The 18168-nt window shown below is 44.0% G+C and carries 9 protein-coding genes; 4 read left to right on the plus strand and 5 right to left on the minus strand.

Annotated features, from left to right (window positions below):
• Positions 1-24 precede the first annotated feature (24 nt).
• A complete protein-coding gene (locus tag DUL71_RS22630) occupies positions 25-4101 on the plus strand; it encodes a hybrid sensor histidine kinase/response regulator transcription factor (RefSeq protein WP_114940160.1) in 4077 nt (1358 codons plus the stop codon).
• Between the two features lie 68 nt (positions 4102-4169).
• On the opposite strand, the gene DUL71_RS22635 is transcribed toward DUL71_RS22630, so the two are convergent.
• Both DUL71_RS22635 and DUL71_RS22640 read right to left on the minus strand, forming a co-directional pair.
• Complete coding sequence (locus tag DUL71_RS22635; protein WP_114940161.1) at positions 4170-4364, minus strand: Sec-independent protein translocase subunit TatA/TatB; 195 nt, start codon at positions 4362-4364, stop codon at positions 4170-4172.
• A gap of 21 nt (positions 4365-4385) precedes the next feature.
• On the minus strand, positions 4386-5561 hold the full coding sequence (locus DUL71_RS22640; RefSeq protein ID WP_114940162.1) for a cupin domain-containing protein: 1176 nt from the start codon (positions 5559-5561) through the stop codon (positions 4386-4388).
• A 428-nt stretch (positions 5562-5989) separates the two neighbouring features.
• Here DUL71_RS22640 and DUL71_RS22645 point away from each other — a divergent pair, with 428 nt between their 5' ends.
• Both DUL71_RS22645 and DUL71_RS22650 read left to right on the plus strand, forming a co-directional pair.
• The gene (locus DUL71_RS22645) at positions 5990-6940 is read left to right on the plus strand and encodes a heme-binding domain-containing protein (protein WP_114940163.1); all 951 of its coding nucleotides are present in this window, start codon (positions 5990-5992) and stop codon (positions 6938-6940) included.
• Positions 6941-6971: 31 nt separating this feature from the next.
• Positions 6972-7430, plus strand: a complete 459-nt coding sequence (locus DUL71_RS22650) for a hypothetical protein (RefSeq protein WP_114940164.1) — start codon at positions 6972-6974, stop codon at positions 7428-7430.
• Between the two features lie 123 nt (positions 7431-7553).
• Here DUL71_RS22650 and DUL71_RS22655 read toward each other — a convergent pair whose 3' ends face one another.
• From DUL71_RS22655 to DUL71_RS22665, 3 genes are read right to left on the minus strand one after another with little or no spacing between them, the layout of a single operon-like run.
• A complete protein-coding gene (locus tag DUL71_RS22655) occupies positions 7554-8639 on the minus strand; it encodes an efflux RND transporter periplasmic adaptor subunit (RefSeq protein WP_114940165.1) in 1086 nt (361 codons plus the stop codon).
• A gap of 11 nt (positions 8640-8650) precedes the next feature.
• Positions 8651-11818 (minus strand): efflux RND transporter permease subunit, encoded by a 3168-nt coding sequence (locus DUL71_RS22660; RefSeq protein ID WP_114940166.1) that lies wholly within the window; start codon positions 11816-11818, stop codon positions 8651-8653.
• A gap of 11 nt (positions 11819-11829) precedes the next feature.
• Entirely contained in the window at positions 11830-13254 is a 1425-nt protein-coding gene (locus DUL71_RS22665; RefSeq protein WP_114940167.1) for a TolC family protein, read from the minus strand.
• Between the two features lie 1069 nt (positions 13255-14323).
• Between DUL71_RS22665 and DUL71_RS22675 the strand changes: the two genes are divergently transcribed.
• Positions 14324-18028 carry an ABC transporter permease gene (locus DUL71_RS22675; protein ID WP_114940169.1) on the plus strand — a complete coding sequence of 1235 codons (3705 nt, stop codon included), beginning with the start codon at positions 14324-14326 and terminating at the stop codon, positions 18026-18028.
• Positions 18029-18168 lie beyond the last annotated feature (140 nt).

Genomic DNA, 18168 nt, shown 5'->3' on the forward strand with positions numbered 1-18168 from the left:
TAGTTTTATTTTCCGGGCGGCGAGATGAAACTAATTATAACCACATTCCTGTTTTGCATATTTATTTCATTATCTGCTTTTGGTCAGCGCGTAGCATTTGAAAACCTGACGGTAGATAATGGCTTATCTCAAAATTCTGTTTTAGCTATAGTTCAGGATAGCCGCGGCTTTATGTGGTATGGTACACAGCATGGGCTTAATAAATACAATACCAGGGGCTTTAAGATCTATAAAAATGACCCTGCCGACCGGTTAAGTATTTCGTCCGATTATATTACATCGCTCGTTGTCGATTCGCGCAGGGAGCTTTGGGTGGGCACACGCAATGGTTTAAACAAGTATAACCCTGAAACTGATAGTTTTGAACGGGTTAAGCTAAACCGGCACGTTGCCGGCCCTGAAATTATAAGTGCGGTTTACGAGGATAAACACAAAAATATGTGGGTATGGTCGTCTGATGGGCTGTATCGTTTTTCAAAGCCGGCGGGCGAGTTTAGCTCTATCTCAGTGCCTGATTCGGTTGCCGGTTTATATGGTACCAATGTGCATACCATATACCAGGACCATAGCGGTAATTATTGGATGGGTTCGTCTGCCGGGCTTAGTAAAATGGAAGAGTTTAGGGGCCGGTACACCTATAAAATGTATAAGCATAATGATAAGTTACCGAATAGTTTAAGCGATAATTACGTAACTACCATTACCGAAGATGCCGCGAATAACTTATGGATAGGTACACTGCATGGCGGCATAAACCTTTACAACAGCAATTCAGAAACTTTTACTCATTTTTTTGCTAACAATGGCACTAAGGGCCCATCTAATAATAATATCAGGATCCTTCAGCCCGAAAAATCGGGGAAGATCTGGATAGGTACGCAAAGCGGGCTCAATATTTTAGATCCTCTGACCAGGCAATTCGTAACCTACAGGCATGATCCGGAGGATAAGAACAGTTTAAGTCAAAACTCTATCTACAGTGTTTTTATCGATAATTCAAACACGGTTTGGATTGGCACTTATTGGGGAGGTATCAACATGGTATCCAACCCTAACACAACCTTCTTAACTTATCAAACTGCTCATTATCATTCGGCCATTAACAATAATGTGGTAAGCGCGGTTGCCGAGGATGACAGGCATAACCTGTGGATTGGCACAGAAGGGGGCGGCCTGAACTATTTTGACCGTAAGGCAGACATCGTTACCACGTATCAAAATAAGATAAATGACCCCACATCGCTTGGATCGGACCTGGTGAAAGTGGTGTACATTGATAAGGATAAGAATGTATGGGTAGGCACCCATGGCGGCGGTTTAAATATGTTTAACCCGGCAAGCCATAGCTTTAAACGTTTCCTTTATAAGGAAAATGATCCGGTGACGCTTGGCTCAGAAGTGCTCAGCCTCCTGCACGATTCAAAAGGCAATCTCTGGGTGGGTACACAAAACGGGTTGCTTATTTTTCGTCAAAGTAATGCTTCGTTGCAACGTGTTGATTTACCTGTGATCAGCAAAATTGGCAAAAAATCGGTATTGGCTTTTTTAGAGGATAAAGATCTGAACATCTGGATTGCCACTGCAAGCGGCTTATATAAAACCGATTCTGGGCACAATAAAATAACGGTTTACAAAAAGGAGCAGGGCCTCAAGTCGACCGATATTAACTGTATTTACCAGGATACCAAAAGAAGGATCTGGGTGGGATCTTATTATGGCGGGCTCACCCTGTATGATGCCGCTCGCGAAAAATTTACAGCATATACTGAAAGGGAAGGGCTAACCAATAACAATGTACTCAGCATTTTGGAGGATGAAAAAAACAACCTGTGGATGGGCACAGGTAACGGTTTATCCAAATTTTCCATCGCCTCGCAAACCTTTAAAAACTACAGTAAAAACGATGGCTTGGGTGGAAATACCTTTAACATCAACTCAGGTTGTAAAACAAGTGATGGCGAAATGCTTTTTGGCGGGCTTAACGGCTTAAGTAGCTTCTTCCCTTCAAAAATTGAGGATAACACGATACCTCCGGCGGTAATTATTACCTCATTAAAGCTATTTAACAAAACGGTAGGGATCAACCAACCGGATAACCTGCTTTCAAAAGATATCAGCCTTACGCAAAATGTGGTTTTTTCACATGCCCAGAATGTTTTTACCATTGATTTTGCAGCGCTTAATTACATCAAGTCTGATAAAAACAGGTATGCATACAAACTGGAGCCCTTTGATAAAGATTGGGTGCATACCGATATCCCATCGGCGCCATATACTAACCTCTCGCCGGGAAGCTATACCTTTTTTGCAAAGGGCTCAAATAATGACGGCGTTTGGGGCAAGGCGGTTGTATTACATATTAAAGTGTTGCCTCCCTTTTGGGAAACCATCTGGGCTTATGGTTTGTACCTGCTTTTTATCGGGAGTATCGTTTTTTTATTGGTACGTTTCATCATCTTAAGGGCCCTGTTACGGCGGGATAAAGAGCTCACCCACCTAAAGCTTAATTTTTTTACCAATATTTCGCACGAAATCCGCACGCATCTGTCCCTGATATTTGGCCCTGTCGAAAAGCTGATCCTCGAGGATAAGGGCGGCGCGCAAACCCGGCAGCTGCATATCATTAAGAAAAACTCAGACAGTCTGCTGCAATTGGTGAATGAACTGATGGATTTCAGAAAAGCCGAAACGGGAAACCTGAAACTGCATATCGCGGAGCATAATATTGTAGCTACCATCTCAGAAATTTATAACTCTTTTTATGACCATGCGGTATCAGCCAATATCACCATTGATTTGATTGCCTCCGCCGATACTATTCCGCTTTATTTTGATAAGATACAATTGGAAAAAGTGTTTTTCAACTTGCTGCACAACGCGTTCAAGTTTACCGGCGGCGGCGGTTATATTAATATCCTGGTAGAGGAAGGAAAAGACAATGTTACCATTACCGTGGCCGATAACGGTAAAGGAATTGCCCCCGAAAACCTGAAGAATTTATTTGAAAACTATTTCCAGGAAAACGACCAGGGTAAACAAAACACAGGTTATGGCATCGGGCTTGCATTGTCAAAGAGCATTATTGAACTGCATAAAGGTTCTATCTCTGTAGAAAGTAAGATAGCCCCTTCAGGTAACAGGACCTCGTTTGTGGTTAGCCTGCGTAAAGGAGCGGGTCATTTTAAACCGTCCGATTTACAGAGAACATCCGTCAATGATTTTCTGAAGATACAACGACCTGCGTTGGGTGATGGTTCAGTTGCGCCCGCGGCTGAATTGGTTGATTTGCCTAAATCTTCAAAAGATAAGAAGCAAACTATCTTACTTGTTGAGGATAACCCAGAGGTGCGTTCATTTATTGTTGAATTTTTGCGGCAGCACTATGAGGTGATCAGCTACGAAAATGGTGTGAAAGGCTGGGAGGCTGCCAGGGAGCAGATCCCGGATCTTGTTATAAGCGATGTAATGATGCCGGAGATGGATGGCTTTACCTTATGTCATCACATTAAGGAAGATGAAAGGACTAATCATATCCCGGTTATCCTGTTAACTGCCAAGGCATCGGGGATAAACCATATTGAGGGCCTTAAAATGGGCGCCGACGTTTATCTGACCAAACCTTTCAGTATTGAAGTGCTGCTGCTGCAGGTTAACAACCTGCTAAACGCAAGCGAGAGGATCCGGAAAGCATTCAAATGGCAGATCACCGCTACACCTGATCCTGTTTGGAATGCCGGTGCCGAAAAAAATATCCAGGCAACAAAAGCTTTGGTTGATACCATAGATAATGAGTTTATCAATAAGCTGGTCCGGATCATTGAGCATGAGCTTGATAATTTGGCGTTCGGGGTTCCTGAACTGGCCAGCGAGATAGGTATGAGCCAGCCCGTATTATATAAAAAGCTGGATGCGCTCACCGGTTTGTCGGTCAATGACTTTATTAAATCTGTTAAGATGAACCATGCGGGGATCTTGCTCAATACCAAACGCTATACCGTTAATGAAGTGGCCTATATGGTTGGTTTTAGCGATAGGAAATATTTTAGTAAAGAATTTAAAAAGCAGTACGGGAAAAACCCTACTGAGTTTATGAATAGTTAGTTAAATGTGTAAGGCAAATGGAAAAGCGGACTTATGCCCATTTTTTGCCGCTTTTCCGGGTGATGGGTTTAAACACTTTCATGCCCATCTCTTGCTTTTTCTGCTACAATTTTGGATTCTGTTGAGATCCCGTTTTGTGCGTCTTTAAATTCTTTAATCCCTGTGCCAAGGCCTTTCATTAACTCCGGCACTTTCTTCCCGCCAAATAATAGCAACATGGCGAATACGATAAGCAGGATATGTTCTGGCTGTAATAAATTCATGATTCTTATAATTAAATAGGCTTAATAAATACCATTCTGGTGGTTGACGAGCGATGCCGCTTGTTCCAGTGTCATGCCAAAATGATCGGCAATTAATTGGGGCGGGTTTGAGTTTAACCAATCGTTCAGGGAAATTTCCTGGTAAACGGGGCTGTTGAATAATATGATCAGTTTCAGGGTTTCAGTTCCGGTATTTTCAATGAAGTGGCCGTACCCTTGTTTAATAAAGCCAACCATTCCTTTATGATAAGGCATGGTTTTTACCCGGCCATGCGAGCCAAAAATACTTAACTCTCCTTTTCCTTCCATTACATATTGCCATTCATCGGCATTAGGGTGCCAGTGCAGTTCGCGTATGGCTCCGGGTTCAATATTCATGCGCATAGATGTAATGGTATTTTGAATCGGGAACTCCAGCGATGAAACCAATTTTACCGAACCTCCTTTAAATTCCTGAAAAACACCTTCTTTTTCCATACTGAATTTATGCATGGAGTTGCTGAACGGAATAGCAGGGTTAATATTTTTTGGCCGGGGTTTCACCGCGATTTTTCCTAAGCCAATATAAAGCTCCTTTTTAGGCAGGGCTGCAAAAAAGCTGGTTGGCAGTCCTGTGTTTTTAGCCATGATAGCCGGCGAAACATGGCTCACCCAATCGGTTACGCTAAAAGTGCCGAATTCCGAAAAATGACCATTATCGAAACCCAACAGGAAATGGCAGGGTTTATCGCCCAGGCACTGCAGCATGTGCCCGTGGCCTTTGGGGAAAAACCAAATATCCCCTTTTTCAAAATCATCGGTTGAGGTGGTGCCGTCGGGCGTAATTACGGTTGTCCTTACCGCTCCGTCCAATATATAAGCCCACTCGGCAGCAATGGAGTGCCAGTGCATTTCGCGGAAAGCTCCCGGCTTAAGGTACATGGAAACACCGGCGATGCTTTGCGAAACCGGAAACTCTTCTACAGTTGCTTCTTTGGCCGAACCACCTGCTCCCTGATAACCGGTGCTGCCATTTTCTATATCATAAACAAAATCTTCCAGTTCGGTTTCGGCTTTGGCTTGTCCTTTTATCCCCGGTTTGCTTAGCGCGGCTTTCGCCTTTTCAGGCATCAGTGTACCAAGTCCTGTTGCAAGCACGGCAGCGCCCATAGCTGTTAATGATGCTGTTGAAAGAAATTCACGTCTTGTAGTTTCCATAAATTGAATGTCTTTTGTTTTTCGAAGACGTTGTAAAATTCAGCCGCCGGGGATTGCATTCTTGACAACATTCGATGAACGGGCAGTACGTGTCGTTAAATTCCGGGGTGCCGTAGAAAATTGGCTGACTGTGTTCGGTGAACAGGCAAAACGTGTCGTTGAGCACGTTTTTATGTGATGAAAATAATGGAGGCTATTTTCTGAGGCTGATTTAAAGGCCGTATTTCCCTCTGATATCTTTTGAATAATGAGTTTCGATCAGTTATCAATAAGTATCGGCTCCCGGCCATTATTTAACGATTGCATTTGCCTATTCAACGAATACCCTTTCCCACGCATTGGCGGCCCCTATACTTTAGCTTAAGTGATACAGCATTTTATACCACCGGCGGAAGGAAGCCGGTGATATTAAGTAAAAACAAATTGTTATGAAAAAAACACACCCTATAGCAAACCGCAGAGTTGTTTTTATTATCAGTGCGCTGGCAGTTGGTTTTGTTTTACTACAGTTTGCATCGCCGGCTATTGTTAATCCTCCGGCGACAAAGGAAATATCTGCCCCGGAAGAGGTTACCCGGATTTTAAAACAGGCCTGCTATGATTGCCATTCTAACGCTGCCGATCCGGCATGGTACGGTCGTATCGCGCCAGCCTCTTTTTTGGTTGCCCATGACATCAGGCAAGGTCGGTCACGCTTTAATTTTTCTGAGTGGGACAAAAACCCGCCTGTTGTACAGGAACTATTGTTATGGGAAATGGTTAATGCCATAGGGGAGGGGAAAATGCCGCTTAGCCGTTATAGCCTGCTGCATAGCGGTTCGCGAGTATCAGCGTCAGATCTTGCAATACTTAAAAAGTATGTTAATACCCTGCCCGGAAGACATAAAGTTGATACAGCCAGAATTGTGAAGCCGGACACTATTACCTCAAAACTGGCTGATGCAAAGCCGTCGCAAATTCCCGTTTCGCTAAATGGCGTCTCTTATTATCCCGATTATAAAAATTGGAGGATCATTAGCGTAACAGATAAATATGATGGCGGAAGTATGCGTGTAGTATATGCCAATGATATGATGTACAATGCCATTAAATTAAAAAAAATGCCTTTCCCGGATGGGGCTGTAATGGTTAAAGCCGTTTGGGGCAAGCAACAGGAAAGCAGCGATGGCATGGTAAGGCCGGGCAATTTTCAAAATGTGCAGGTTATGGTAAAGGATAGCAGGAAATATGCGGCGACCGAAGGTTGGGGATTTGCCAAATTTGATGGGTTCGGACTGAAGCCATACGGAAAAATCGCGATTTTTGACAGGACCTGTATTAATTGCCATAGGTTACTGGCTCCTGAAAGCGATTTCGTCTTTAATGTTCCCACCAAATAAATCAATAGTCTGCAAACTAAAATATAAGATCATGTTGAAAGTAATTTCATGCGCATTATCTGTAGCGCTGCTATGCGGGGCCTGTCAGCAAAAAAAGAATGCTGTGCTGGCCCCCGAATATCTATACGAGGTTAAAAACCAGAAGCCTATCTGTTCATTGATCGACAATAAAAAAGGTAATATCCTAATGCTTTACGGGAATGACGTTGCGCTGCGCGCAGCCAACTACCCTGTGGCAAAGCAGTTGCCTGGCGCATATTATACCCTGGTAACATGGAAACAAAAGCAAATGCCAAGCTGGTACGGCACCAATATGAATGGTGAAATTTATACGGTTGAAACCCTTAAAATTTCGCATGCTGACATAGAGCCGCTCAAATCCGATTATCAGTTTGTGCCTGGCAGTTCATATATTTCAACTGTTGCACGGCCTGACCGCAACGAGCGGATTCGTTTTATAATAGATCAGCGGGCTGCCGTATTACCCTAAAGCGGAGGGTATTTACTGAAGGGATCGAAAAGCTTTCTCTAAATAAAAAGGCTAATGCACATCGCATTAGCCTTTTTATTTAAACCATCATGAAGCAACGGTTAATGATGGGGAATTTGGTATTTATTTTTTTACGTTGATCGGTGCACCCTCTTTTAGTTCATCGGTTGCATTGGTAACCAATATATCGCCTGTATGCAGCTTGCCATAAACTTCGAGGCTGTCGGCCGTTTCTCTTCCCTTTTGCACGTCAACCCATTGCGCTTTGTTGTTAACAACCTTTATTACAAATACCCGCTGTGAGTTTTGTGTCACTGCGCTTTGAGGCACAATAAAGGTTTTTTGTGTGTTGTTGAGTTGAAGGCTTACCTGGGCAAACATACCCGGCAATAACTGCCTGTCATTGTTAACAATATCCATCTGCATCTGCTCTGTCCTGAGTGTTTGATCCATACTTCCCGATTTCCGGTTCACTACAGCTGCAAATTGCTTCCCTGGTAATGTCTTTACCGAAAAATGAACGGTATCCTTATCGGTGAAATAAGCTGTTGCTGCTTCCGGTACATCTACAACCAGCCGTAATTTGGTTTGTTGCTGAAGGGTGAGCATCGGTTTATTGGAGCTCTTGTCTGATGGGGTAACGTAAGCTCCCGCATACACATTACGTGAGCTGATCACACCGTCAAACGGGGCCCTTACTTCAAGGTAGTCCTTTAAATCGCCAGCTAACTGGTAGGCAGATCCGGCAGCGAGCAGGGAAGCACTGTCTGCGCTCATTTTGGCATGCGCCAGTTCAAGGTCATTGGGTGATATGGTACCCGGGGTCCGGCTTGTTCTGTAAAGTCGGTCATAGGTGGCTTTACTACCGCGATAAATTGCTTCTTTGGTATGAAGATCTTCTTGTGATTGCTTAAGCGCGGCAATCATTTCCGGTGCTTCAAGTGTGATGAGCAACTGGCCCTTGTGCACCTGGCTGCCAATGTCTACGGTCATCGTTTTGATGAACCCGTTTACCTTAGCATAAAGGTCAACAGCCTGATAAGGTTGGAGTACACCTGGAATGCTCATGCTGGTATGCAGATCGCCTTCCCGAAGCCTGATAACCGGGGTTGTTTGTATGGATTGAACGGGTTGTTTATTTTGATTACTTCCGCATGAGGCAAGCAGGCTACCGGCCAGCATGCAAAGGATATATTGATATGATTTCATGATTTCTTTTTTTATGAGTTTTTAGGATCGAAGTATACACTTAGCTGGTCATCAGGATCGAGCGAAACACTGTTGGTGGTTGACTTTTGCTGCACCAGGTAAAAGATTACCGGTAAAATGAACAGGGAAACAAACGTTGATGCAATCAATCCGCCTATAACAGCCCTGCCCAAAGGGGCTGTCTGTCCGCCGGCTTCACCCAGTCCGGTAGCCATTGGGATCATCCCTGCAATCATCGCGATAGTGGTCATCAGGATTGGCCTGAGCCTTAATTCCATCGCTTCAATAGCTGATTCCATGGCGTCTTTGCCGCTTTTTCTGATTTCTTCCGCGTTTGAAATTAAGAGGATAGCATTGGAAACAGAAACCCCGACAGACATGATTATACCCATGTATGATTGGAGGTTGAGGCTTGACCCCGTTGCAAGCAAAATGAGCAGGGAGCCAACCAATACGCCTGGTATCGCTGTAATAACAGTAAAGCCTAAGCGGAACGACTGGTAATTTGCAGACAGCATCAGCAGTAAAACGATAATAGTAATCAACAAACCGGATTGCAGGCTGGCGAGCGTCTGGTCAAGCAGGATAGTTAATCCCCTTACCTCTACCGAAATTCCGCGAGGTGGTGTGTTGCTGTTTTTCAGGATCTTATTTACAGCTGCCGAGGCGGAGCCGAGGTCTTTATTGTAAATATTGGCTATGATTGATAGGTAACGTGTAGCCCCTTTACGGTCATATTCGCCCACTATTGGCTGCATGTTAAAGGTGCAAACATCGCCAAGCACAGGCCTTGCGCTGTTCTTGAATATCGGAACCTCGGCAAGGTCGTCAAGGCTGCCCATATCAGGTTGCGGTATCTCCACCTGCACGTTATAGGAATTGGCATTGGTTTGATCAAGCCATAAAATCTTATCAGTAAAACGGCTGGATGATGTTGCCTGGGTAATACAATTACTAACCTGTGTCATGGTAAGGCCCATCTGCGTTACTTTGTCCCGGTCGATATTGATATGGATCGCGGGGCTTTTCAGCTGCTCTTTCAGCTGCACATCCCTCAGAAAAGGAACCTGTTTCAACTGCGCTATCAGAGTATCTGCATATTGCTGTCCCTGGGCTATATCTTTGCCAATTACAGCTATCTCGACAGGTGTAGATGAACCCTGGCTCATGATCTTGCTGGTTAAATCAATCGGCTCGAACGATAGTGTCACGTCCGGCATGGCTTTATGAAGCGCTTTCCGTAGGTTTTCCTTAACATCCTGTATGTTTTCCTTGTAATTGTCGCTCAGGTTAACCTGCATAACAATCTCGTTGGAGGAACTCATAAACAAAATGACCGGCAAAGTTGGGAACGAAGAAGGGTGCTGCCCTGCAAAAGCAGATATAATATCGACATTGTTTTTACCTACAGTTTGATATAATACCTGCTGGGCTTCAAGCATCGTTTTTTCGGTTTGCTCAAGCCTGGTTCCCTGTGGTGCCCTTATGCGGACTTGGAATTGCCCGCTGTTTAGCTTAGGCAGGATATCCTTACCTATTATGGATACGCTGAAGCCAACTATGATGAAAGAAATGGCCACGTAAAGCGCAACACTTGCGCGGCTGCGGCTCATCATCCATTTTACGATTTGCACGCAGGCTGCCTTAAACCGGTCGAACCGGTTTGGCTTATCCGCTGTTTGGGGTTTTTCTTCATGATGTTCCGGAACTTTAAGTACCCAGTTGGCCAATACAGGCACAAGCGTTTGTGATAAAAGAAATGCCGCTATCATGGAAAATCCTACTGCTAATGACAAGGGTAGGAACATGCCCTGTGGTACACCCGTCATGAAAAAGGCAGGCACAAAAACCGCCAGGATGCTAAGCAGGATCAGGAGCTTTGGCAGTGCTATCTCTTCACAGGCGTCGGCTACGGCGCGAGCCTTTTTCTTGCCCATTTCCATATGCCTGTGAATATTTTCAATCGTCACGGTCGATTCATCTACCAGGATACCGATAGCCAATGCAAGACCGCTCAGTGTCATGATGTTCAGCGTTTGTCCAAACAGCTTCAATACCAGGGTGCCTATAATTACAGAAAGCGGGATATTCACCACTACGATAAAGGCGCTTCTCTTATCGCGCAAAAACAGCAATACCATTAATCCCGCCAGGATGGCTCCTGTAACACCTTCGCTGATAAGACTTTTTACCGCGTTGATCACGTAAACGGACTCATCAAACTCAAACTTTAACGAAACATCTGACGGCAAAAGGCTTTGCATGTTTGGAATTGCCTTTTTCAAATCCTGCACTACCGACCAGGTGGAGGCGCTGGAAGCTTTAATCACGGGGATGTAAATTGCCCTTTTACCATTAATGTAGGCAAAGCCGGTAGTAATATCAGCCCCATCTACCACCCGTGCCACATCTTTCAGATAGATGGTTGCTCCATTTTGATAAAGTAGCGGAATTTTTTCAAAGTCCTTAACCTTGTTCAATACGGTATTGGAAGGTGTTAGGTAAGAGGTACGCCCAATGCTGACGGTTCCTGCCGGCGAGATATGGTTGTTATCCTTTATCGCCGCGGTGATCTGGTCGGCAGTTACACCATGGCTGCGCATCAGGTCTGGGTCAACATTAATAACAACGGTTCTGGCATTACCGCCAATAGGTGGTGGCGAGGTTAGACCTGCAATTTTAGAAAAGTTGGGCCTGACATATAAACTGGCCAAATCCTGCAGTTCGTTGTTACTACGTTTCGAGCTGCTTATAGTCAACTGCCCCACAGGTAATGTAGAGGCATCAAAGCGAATAATGATGGGCGGCGGGGTTCCGGGAGGCATTTCGGCGAAAGCCCTGTTGGTAAGCGAGGTAACTTCGGCCGCCGCCTGTGCCATGTTTGTTCCATCATAAAAACTTAGTTTGAGCAGGCTTAAACCTTCTATGTTATTGGTTTCTATTGATTTGATACCACTTACATATAGGTATAAGTTTTGATAATTGGTAGAAACAAAGCCCTCCATTTGCTGGGGCGACATGCCTCCGTAAGGTTGGGAAACATATATGGTAGGCAGGTTAATGTTTGGAAAAATATCAATATTAATTTTTGTGGCGGCAATTATCCCCGCCAGCACTACGCCAATTACAACGACAATCACCGTTATTGGCTTCCTTAATGAAGATTGAATGAGATTCATGATCGTTGTATTTAATATTGGTTAGTGAATAGATATAAATTCCCTGAAGAACCGGCCATGTACAAAAGGGCTTGCCATACCGCGTTACCGGCGATGTCTTTGTTTGTTTCTGCCCGGTTTAAATCATACAGCGTTTGCGTCACATCAACTATAGTAGCAAGGCCGTTGCTGTATAGGGTCTTTTTTTGTTCATAAGCGTCACTTGCAGCTTTTAACAAAATGGGGGCTTCCCGGTACTTTTGCAGAGCGTTGGCCAATTGCTTATTGCCTTCTTCCAGCTGATTGGTAAGGTTAGTTTCCTGGTAGTGATATTCGTTGGTCAGTCCATCGGCATAATAGCGCTGGCTCTTGAGCCTGGAGCTAACCCTGCCCATGTTTGACAGGTTCCAGGAAATGCCTACTCCAATTAGATAATTTCCCCGTAAGGGCGCAATACCATTAAAGTAGCCTTGATTATAACTGCCGGGATCAGCCGGATTATAGCTTGTCCCGAAACCTGAGCCCCTGTCTTGCAACGTGCCAAAAAATGAAACTTTAGGCAGGCTGGTTTTGGAAAGGTAGGCGGCATCAAGCTCACTGCTTTTTACCCGCTCTGCCAGGAACCTCAATTGGGGGTGATTGGAGATATCATAAACAGGGCGCTGCGGTAGCTGCGCGGGCAGTTGATTGATATATAGGCTATCTAACAGGAAATCCTGTTTGGTCATGCCTAACTGCATAGCAAGGTTGGCAGCCTGTTTCTGTTCAAAAGCAATCGCGTCTGTCAATGCATTTTTAGCCTGTGATAGTTGCGCATTGGCTATTGAGCTATCTACCCCTGCGTTTAAACCGTTAACTGTACGGGTGAGGATCACGTCCTTCAGTGCAGAAACCCTGGAAAGGTTTACCTCTTCAGAATAATGCAGGCGTTGTGCATCAAGTAAATTCAAATAGGCTGATGCAGCCCTTACCTGCTGCTGAAACTTTTCCTGTTCAAGGTCGGCTTCATCGCGGTCATAAATTCCTTTGGCATCGGCTACGTGAGCTTTTTGCAAGCCAAATGAAAAAATATTCCAGTTGATTTCTGATGAATAGAGCGCGGCAAAAGCGGCGTTCCAATTTTGAGAAGCGGAAACCGGACCCGATGTAGTCGAGATTAATCCGTTAATACCCGAAGGGAGGCCGTTGAGGCCATTAATTGTGCCGTAGCCCTGTTGCGCGGAAAGGATGAAATCCGGTGTTCCATCGCGCCTGGCCGCGGTGATATTTTCTTTGGAAGCATTGGCATAATTAGCCTTTGCTTTTAATAATTCCTGACGTGAGAGTGTAAGTTGCAGGGCCTCTTTCATACTCAGGACATGATCGTTGTTTTCCTGGGCAATGGCAGGCAGCGTTCTCAATCCCAGGTATAATGTTAACGTGAGACTGAAAACCAAAAACTTTATGTTCGTTTTCATTTGGAAAAAATTAAAATATGCGTGTTACAGGCCCTAAAAGGCCCATTAATAGCTGTTAGCTAAACCGGCAAAACCGGTCTATCAACGACAATCAGCATGAAGCTGACTGTCCGGATATTTTAATTGAAAGATGGCGGCCCTCTGAGGTATAAAAGAGGAATGGGGTCAATAGGAGTAAAAACCTCCCGGAAAGCGGGAAGCGCTATAAAGACGATTATAATAAGAATCCCAAACGTAACAAGGCTTATTTCGGCGGGAAGTGCGGAATGCCTGAATTGTTGGGTATAAGACTGTAGTTTACAATGAATGATACCGGCCCGGACATGGACATCTTTTGAATGGCTGGCTTCGGTTGAAACATTCTTGTTGAAAAAGATGGCATAACGTACAAGCACCCGACCCTGTAGCCCTGTGAAGATCAGGAGGACGAGCAATAGTTTCAATATGTTATGCAGTAGCTTTTTCATTGCAGGTTGTAAAGCTTAATCATGACCGGGTTATTTAACTATCTCCTTTCCGTGCCGATAATGCCGGGAAGTTTTTTTATCCCACATACTTCTTAATATGGCCGTGAAAATCAATAAACCCATGATCATATTTTTTATTGATATAAAAGTAGAATGCCCGGCGAGAGATTTCAGCCGGTATTCGTTAAACAGGCAAAAACAGTCGTTGAAAAAGGTTTGGCAACTAATGAGAGGGGCGTATTTCTTGATTATTGGCAAAGTTCAGTAAAACTCATGCTAAATGCTCAACCCAGATCGGCTATGATTACTCTCTATTGATCATTGGTTGAATTGTTTCGATATTGATATTTGTAGCATGTGTACCCTATCTTAACCGGACTGTTGTCCGATTAAGAAAAAATTAGCCTGCAACTATTTAAGCTTTATTTTTACCTTAACAATTTGTGTTAATAGGATCCAGCTTTTGCTCAAACTGAAATGGCATTTCAAAACCGGACGCATTAATGTCCGGTTTTGTTACAGGGGCGCAGTTTGGATAATATGTAATATTTTATTTATCAGATTGTTATCGGATTGGAATAACGATTGATATATTTAATTACTTGAATTCTTACACCTTTCATATCAACCTGTATGACCTGGCCGCCCTCGGAACAATATTCGTTGGGCTTACCTTCGCTTTGCTTCTATGGTTCACAAAAAGCGTCAATCGCTCTGCAAACCGCTTTCTTGCCCTGGCTCTGGCCACAATGGTTTTGTGGATGATACGGGTTTTGGGCATCGACATGCGGCTGGAAATTTATCTGCCCGGATGGGATAGGTTACCTATGCAATTTTTACTGGCTATGGGGCCGATGATCTATTTCTATGTGCTGAAAATAACGCGCCCCGAGTTCAAATTTACTTGGAAGCACCTGCTGCATTTCAGTCCGTTGTTGCTGGAGCAAGCTGTGTTGATATTGGCGATCAAAGAAAATACACGCACAGGAGCTGCTACCTATATAACCAATACTTTTCAAGTGCTAAACCCGGTACTTCAGCTGCTCATCTTTATTTCAATCATAATTTATCTGTATAAATCTCATCAGCTTATACAGCATTTTTACAAGCGGCTGCAACCCGTTTTAATGGACAGGTCGCTTCTTGAATTTCGATGGCTGCGCCGTTTGTTGGCAGCTACGGCCCTGTTGTGGACCTTATGGATCGCCTATGCCGCCGTAGACTATTTCGGCTACCGCAATCAATTGGGTACACACGTTTATTATACTTTTTACATCTTCCTGGCGGTAATCATTATATGGACTTCGATGGCCGCTTTCCTGAGGCCACAGGCAGCATTAATCGTGCATCAGTCTACGCCCCTTAGGTCATCGCCAACGGGAGAATCAAAGAGTAAAGGGATTTGGTTGAAGAGGGCAATGGAAACCAACCTGTATTACCAGGACTCCGAATTAACGCTGAGCTCATTGGCCGGAAAACTTGATCTGCATACACATGAACTATCGCGTATCCTTAATACGGTACTTAAAAAAAGCTTTAATGATTTTGTTAACGAATACCGTGTGAGGGATGTGGCAGCAAAAATGCAGGACCCCGCTTACGATCATATCACTTTTCTGGGCATAGCCTATGAAGCTGGATTTAATTCGCAAAGTACCTTTACCCGTGTTTTTAAACAAATGACCGGGCAAAGCCCGATGGAGTATAAAAATAACCTGAAAAAGGATTGCTCAACTTATAAATTGGGCATTCACCCTCAATTTGCGCCCGTAATTTCGAATCGTGATACCATTCCTAAGTGGTCTCCTTCGAAATCAAATCGCGGCACTATGTTTAAAAATTACTTAAAAATCGCCTTCCGGAGTTTCTGGAAACACAAGGTATTTACAATGATCAACATTGTAGGGCTTTCAATCGGTATCAGCGCCTCGCTGGTAATTTATTTGATAGTACACTACGATTTTTCATTTGATAAGTTTCATAAGGATAGCGACAGGATATATCGCGTGGTATCCAATTTTAAATTTCAGGGAAATGAGAGCCATAGCTATGGGGTTACCACCCCGATGGCTGCAGGGATAAAGGCTAACGTTACCGGGGTCGAAATAGTTGCGCCCTTGTATACATTGAACCCTGATGTAATGGTTACCGATAAAAACAACGCGCCCGTAAAGCTTAAAGGACAAGATCATATTACCCTGGCCGACCAGAACTATTTTAAGATAGTCAATTACACGTGGCTTGCAGGTTCGCCTACAACGGCGTTAAACGAACCTTACCATGTTGTACTTACTTCCGAGCGGGCAAAGGTTTACTTTCCCTCGCTTAGTTACGAGCAGATGATTGGTAAAACGGTAACTTATGATACCTTAAAGACAACAGTATCCGGCATAGTTGAAACCATAAAAGAGAATACTGATTTTTCTGCCCACGACTTTATTTCGTTCAGTTCGGGCAACCTCAAAAACAGGTTGGGTATGGATATGCAGCTGGACAGTTGGGGAAGCACCAACTCGGCATCGGAGGTGTTTATTAAACTGAATCCGAAAGCTTCGGCTGCAAACGTGCAAAAGCAGGTTAACGCCTTGTATAAAAAGAGCAACCCGCAAAGTGCCGAAGACCTCAAAAACGCGAGTGAGCAAACCTATACCGTTCAGCCTTTGAGCGATATCCATTTTAACCAGCTATATGGTACTTTTGATTTTAGCGGGCCTGCAAGTAAAAGTAAATCGTATATGTTGCTGGCCATTGCAGGTTTCCTGCTGCTGTTAGGATGTATCAACTTTATCAATTTAACCACGGCGCAGGCTACCCAGCGGGCAAAAGAAATCGGTATCCGTAAAACCATGGGAAGCAGCCGTCCACAGTTGATCATGCAGTTTTTGAGCGAAACATTTTTGATTACGCTTTTCGCGGTGATTATTTCAATCGGCTTAACACCGTTGATCTTAAAACTGTTCTCGGGTTTTGTAGCCCCTGGTGTAAAAGCCAATTTTCTGCAGCAGCCCGATATATTTATATTCCTGTTTGTGTTAACAGTTATCGTTAGCATATTATCAGGCTTTTATCCCGCGCTTATGCTGTCGGGTTATAAACCTGTTTCGGTGCTCAAAAACCAGGTGCAAAGCGGCACTCACAAAACCCGGAATGCCTGGCTGCGCAAATCCCTTACCGTATCGCAGTTTATAATTGCCCAGTTTTTTATTATGGCTACCATGTTGGTAAGCAAGCAGATTTATTATGCCCTGCATAAGGACCTCGGTTTTAAAAAAGAAGCTATTGTTTATGCCCAAACCCCGTACAAGGTTGGTAAAGCGTCTACAAACAAGGTGATGTTAAACAAACTCGGCGCCCTGCCCGGTGTTGAAATGGTAAGCCTTGGGTATTTCCCTCCTTCATCAGGGGCAACAAATGCTACAAATGCACTTTATAAGGATGGAAAAAAGGAAATCATCACTTCGGTTGAAATAAAATATGCCGATGAAAATTATATTAAACTTTATCATATCAAAATATTAGCCGGCCGGAATATTACTGCTGCGGATAGTACAACAGGTGTGGTAATTAATGAAAAGTACGCCCGTACCATTGGATTTGCAAACCCGGGCGACGCGATTGGCAAAACGCTGGAAAAACTGAACAATTCAAAATCCCGGCGTATTGTTGGTATTGCCGGTAATTTCTATACCCATTCATTACAGTCGCCGATAGGTCCCCTGGTTATTCTCTCGCCCGGCGGTAACAACTTCTTTCATAATAGCGTTATCCATATTGCCCTGAAACCTGAAACTCCTGGCAGCCTTTCCTGGTCAAAAACAATGACCGCAATGAACAAGATCTGGAAAGAATTTTACCCCGACGACGATACTAATTATAAGTTTTACGATAAATCGATAGAGCAATTCTACGATCAGGAGAAACAAACGTCTACCTTATTAAGCTGGGCTACTGGTCTTTCCATATTCATCAGTTGCCTCGGCCTGCTGGGCCTGGCTATTTATACAACCGGTCAGCGTACCAAGGAGATTGGCATACGCAAGGTGCTCGGCGCGTCGGTTACGGAAATTGTACGCTTACTCTCTACCGAATTGATATTGCTTATCCTGTTGGCGTTCGTAATTGTGACACCGCTGGCTTGGTGGGCTATGAACAAATGGATGGAAAGCTATGCAGATAAAACTCAGATCAGTTGGTGGATATTTGCAGCAAGTGGCGCAGGAATGCTATTAACTGCCTTTATTACATCAAGCTTCCAGACAATCAGAGCAGCTGTTGTGAACCCGGTAAAAAGCTTGCGAAGCGAATGATTTGTATGAGAAGCAAAAAGAGCTTTGATTGTATATTAAGCAAAAACTTCCCGATGAGATTATCATACAAAGCAAGGCCATCTAAAAATGGCCTTGCTTTTGGAGCTTTTGTAAGCACTTAAACTCCAATATTTATTGCT

It is taken from the genome of Mucilaginibacter endophyticus (assembly GCF_003351025.1).
Lineage (GTDB): Bacteria > Bacteroidota > Bacteroidia > Sphingobacteriales > Sphingobacteriaceae > Mucilaginibacter > Mucilaginibacter endophyticus.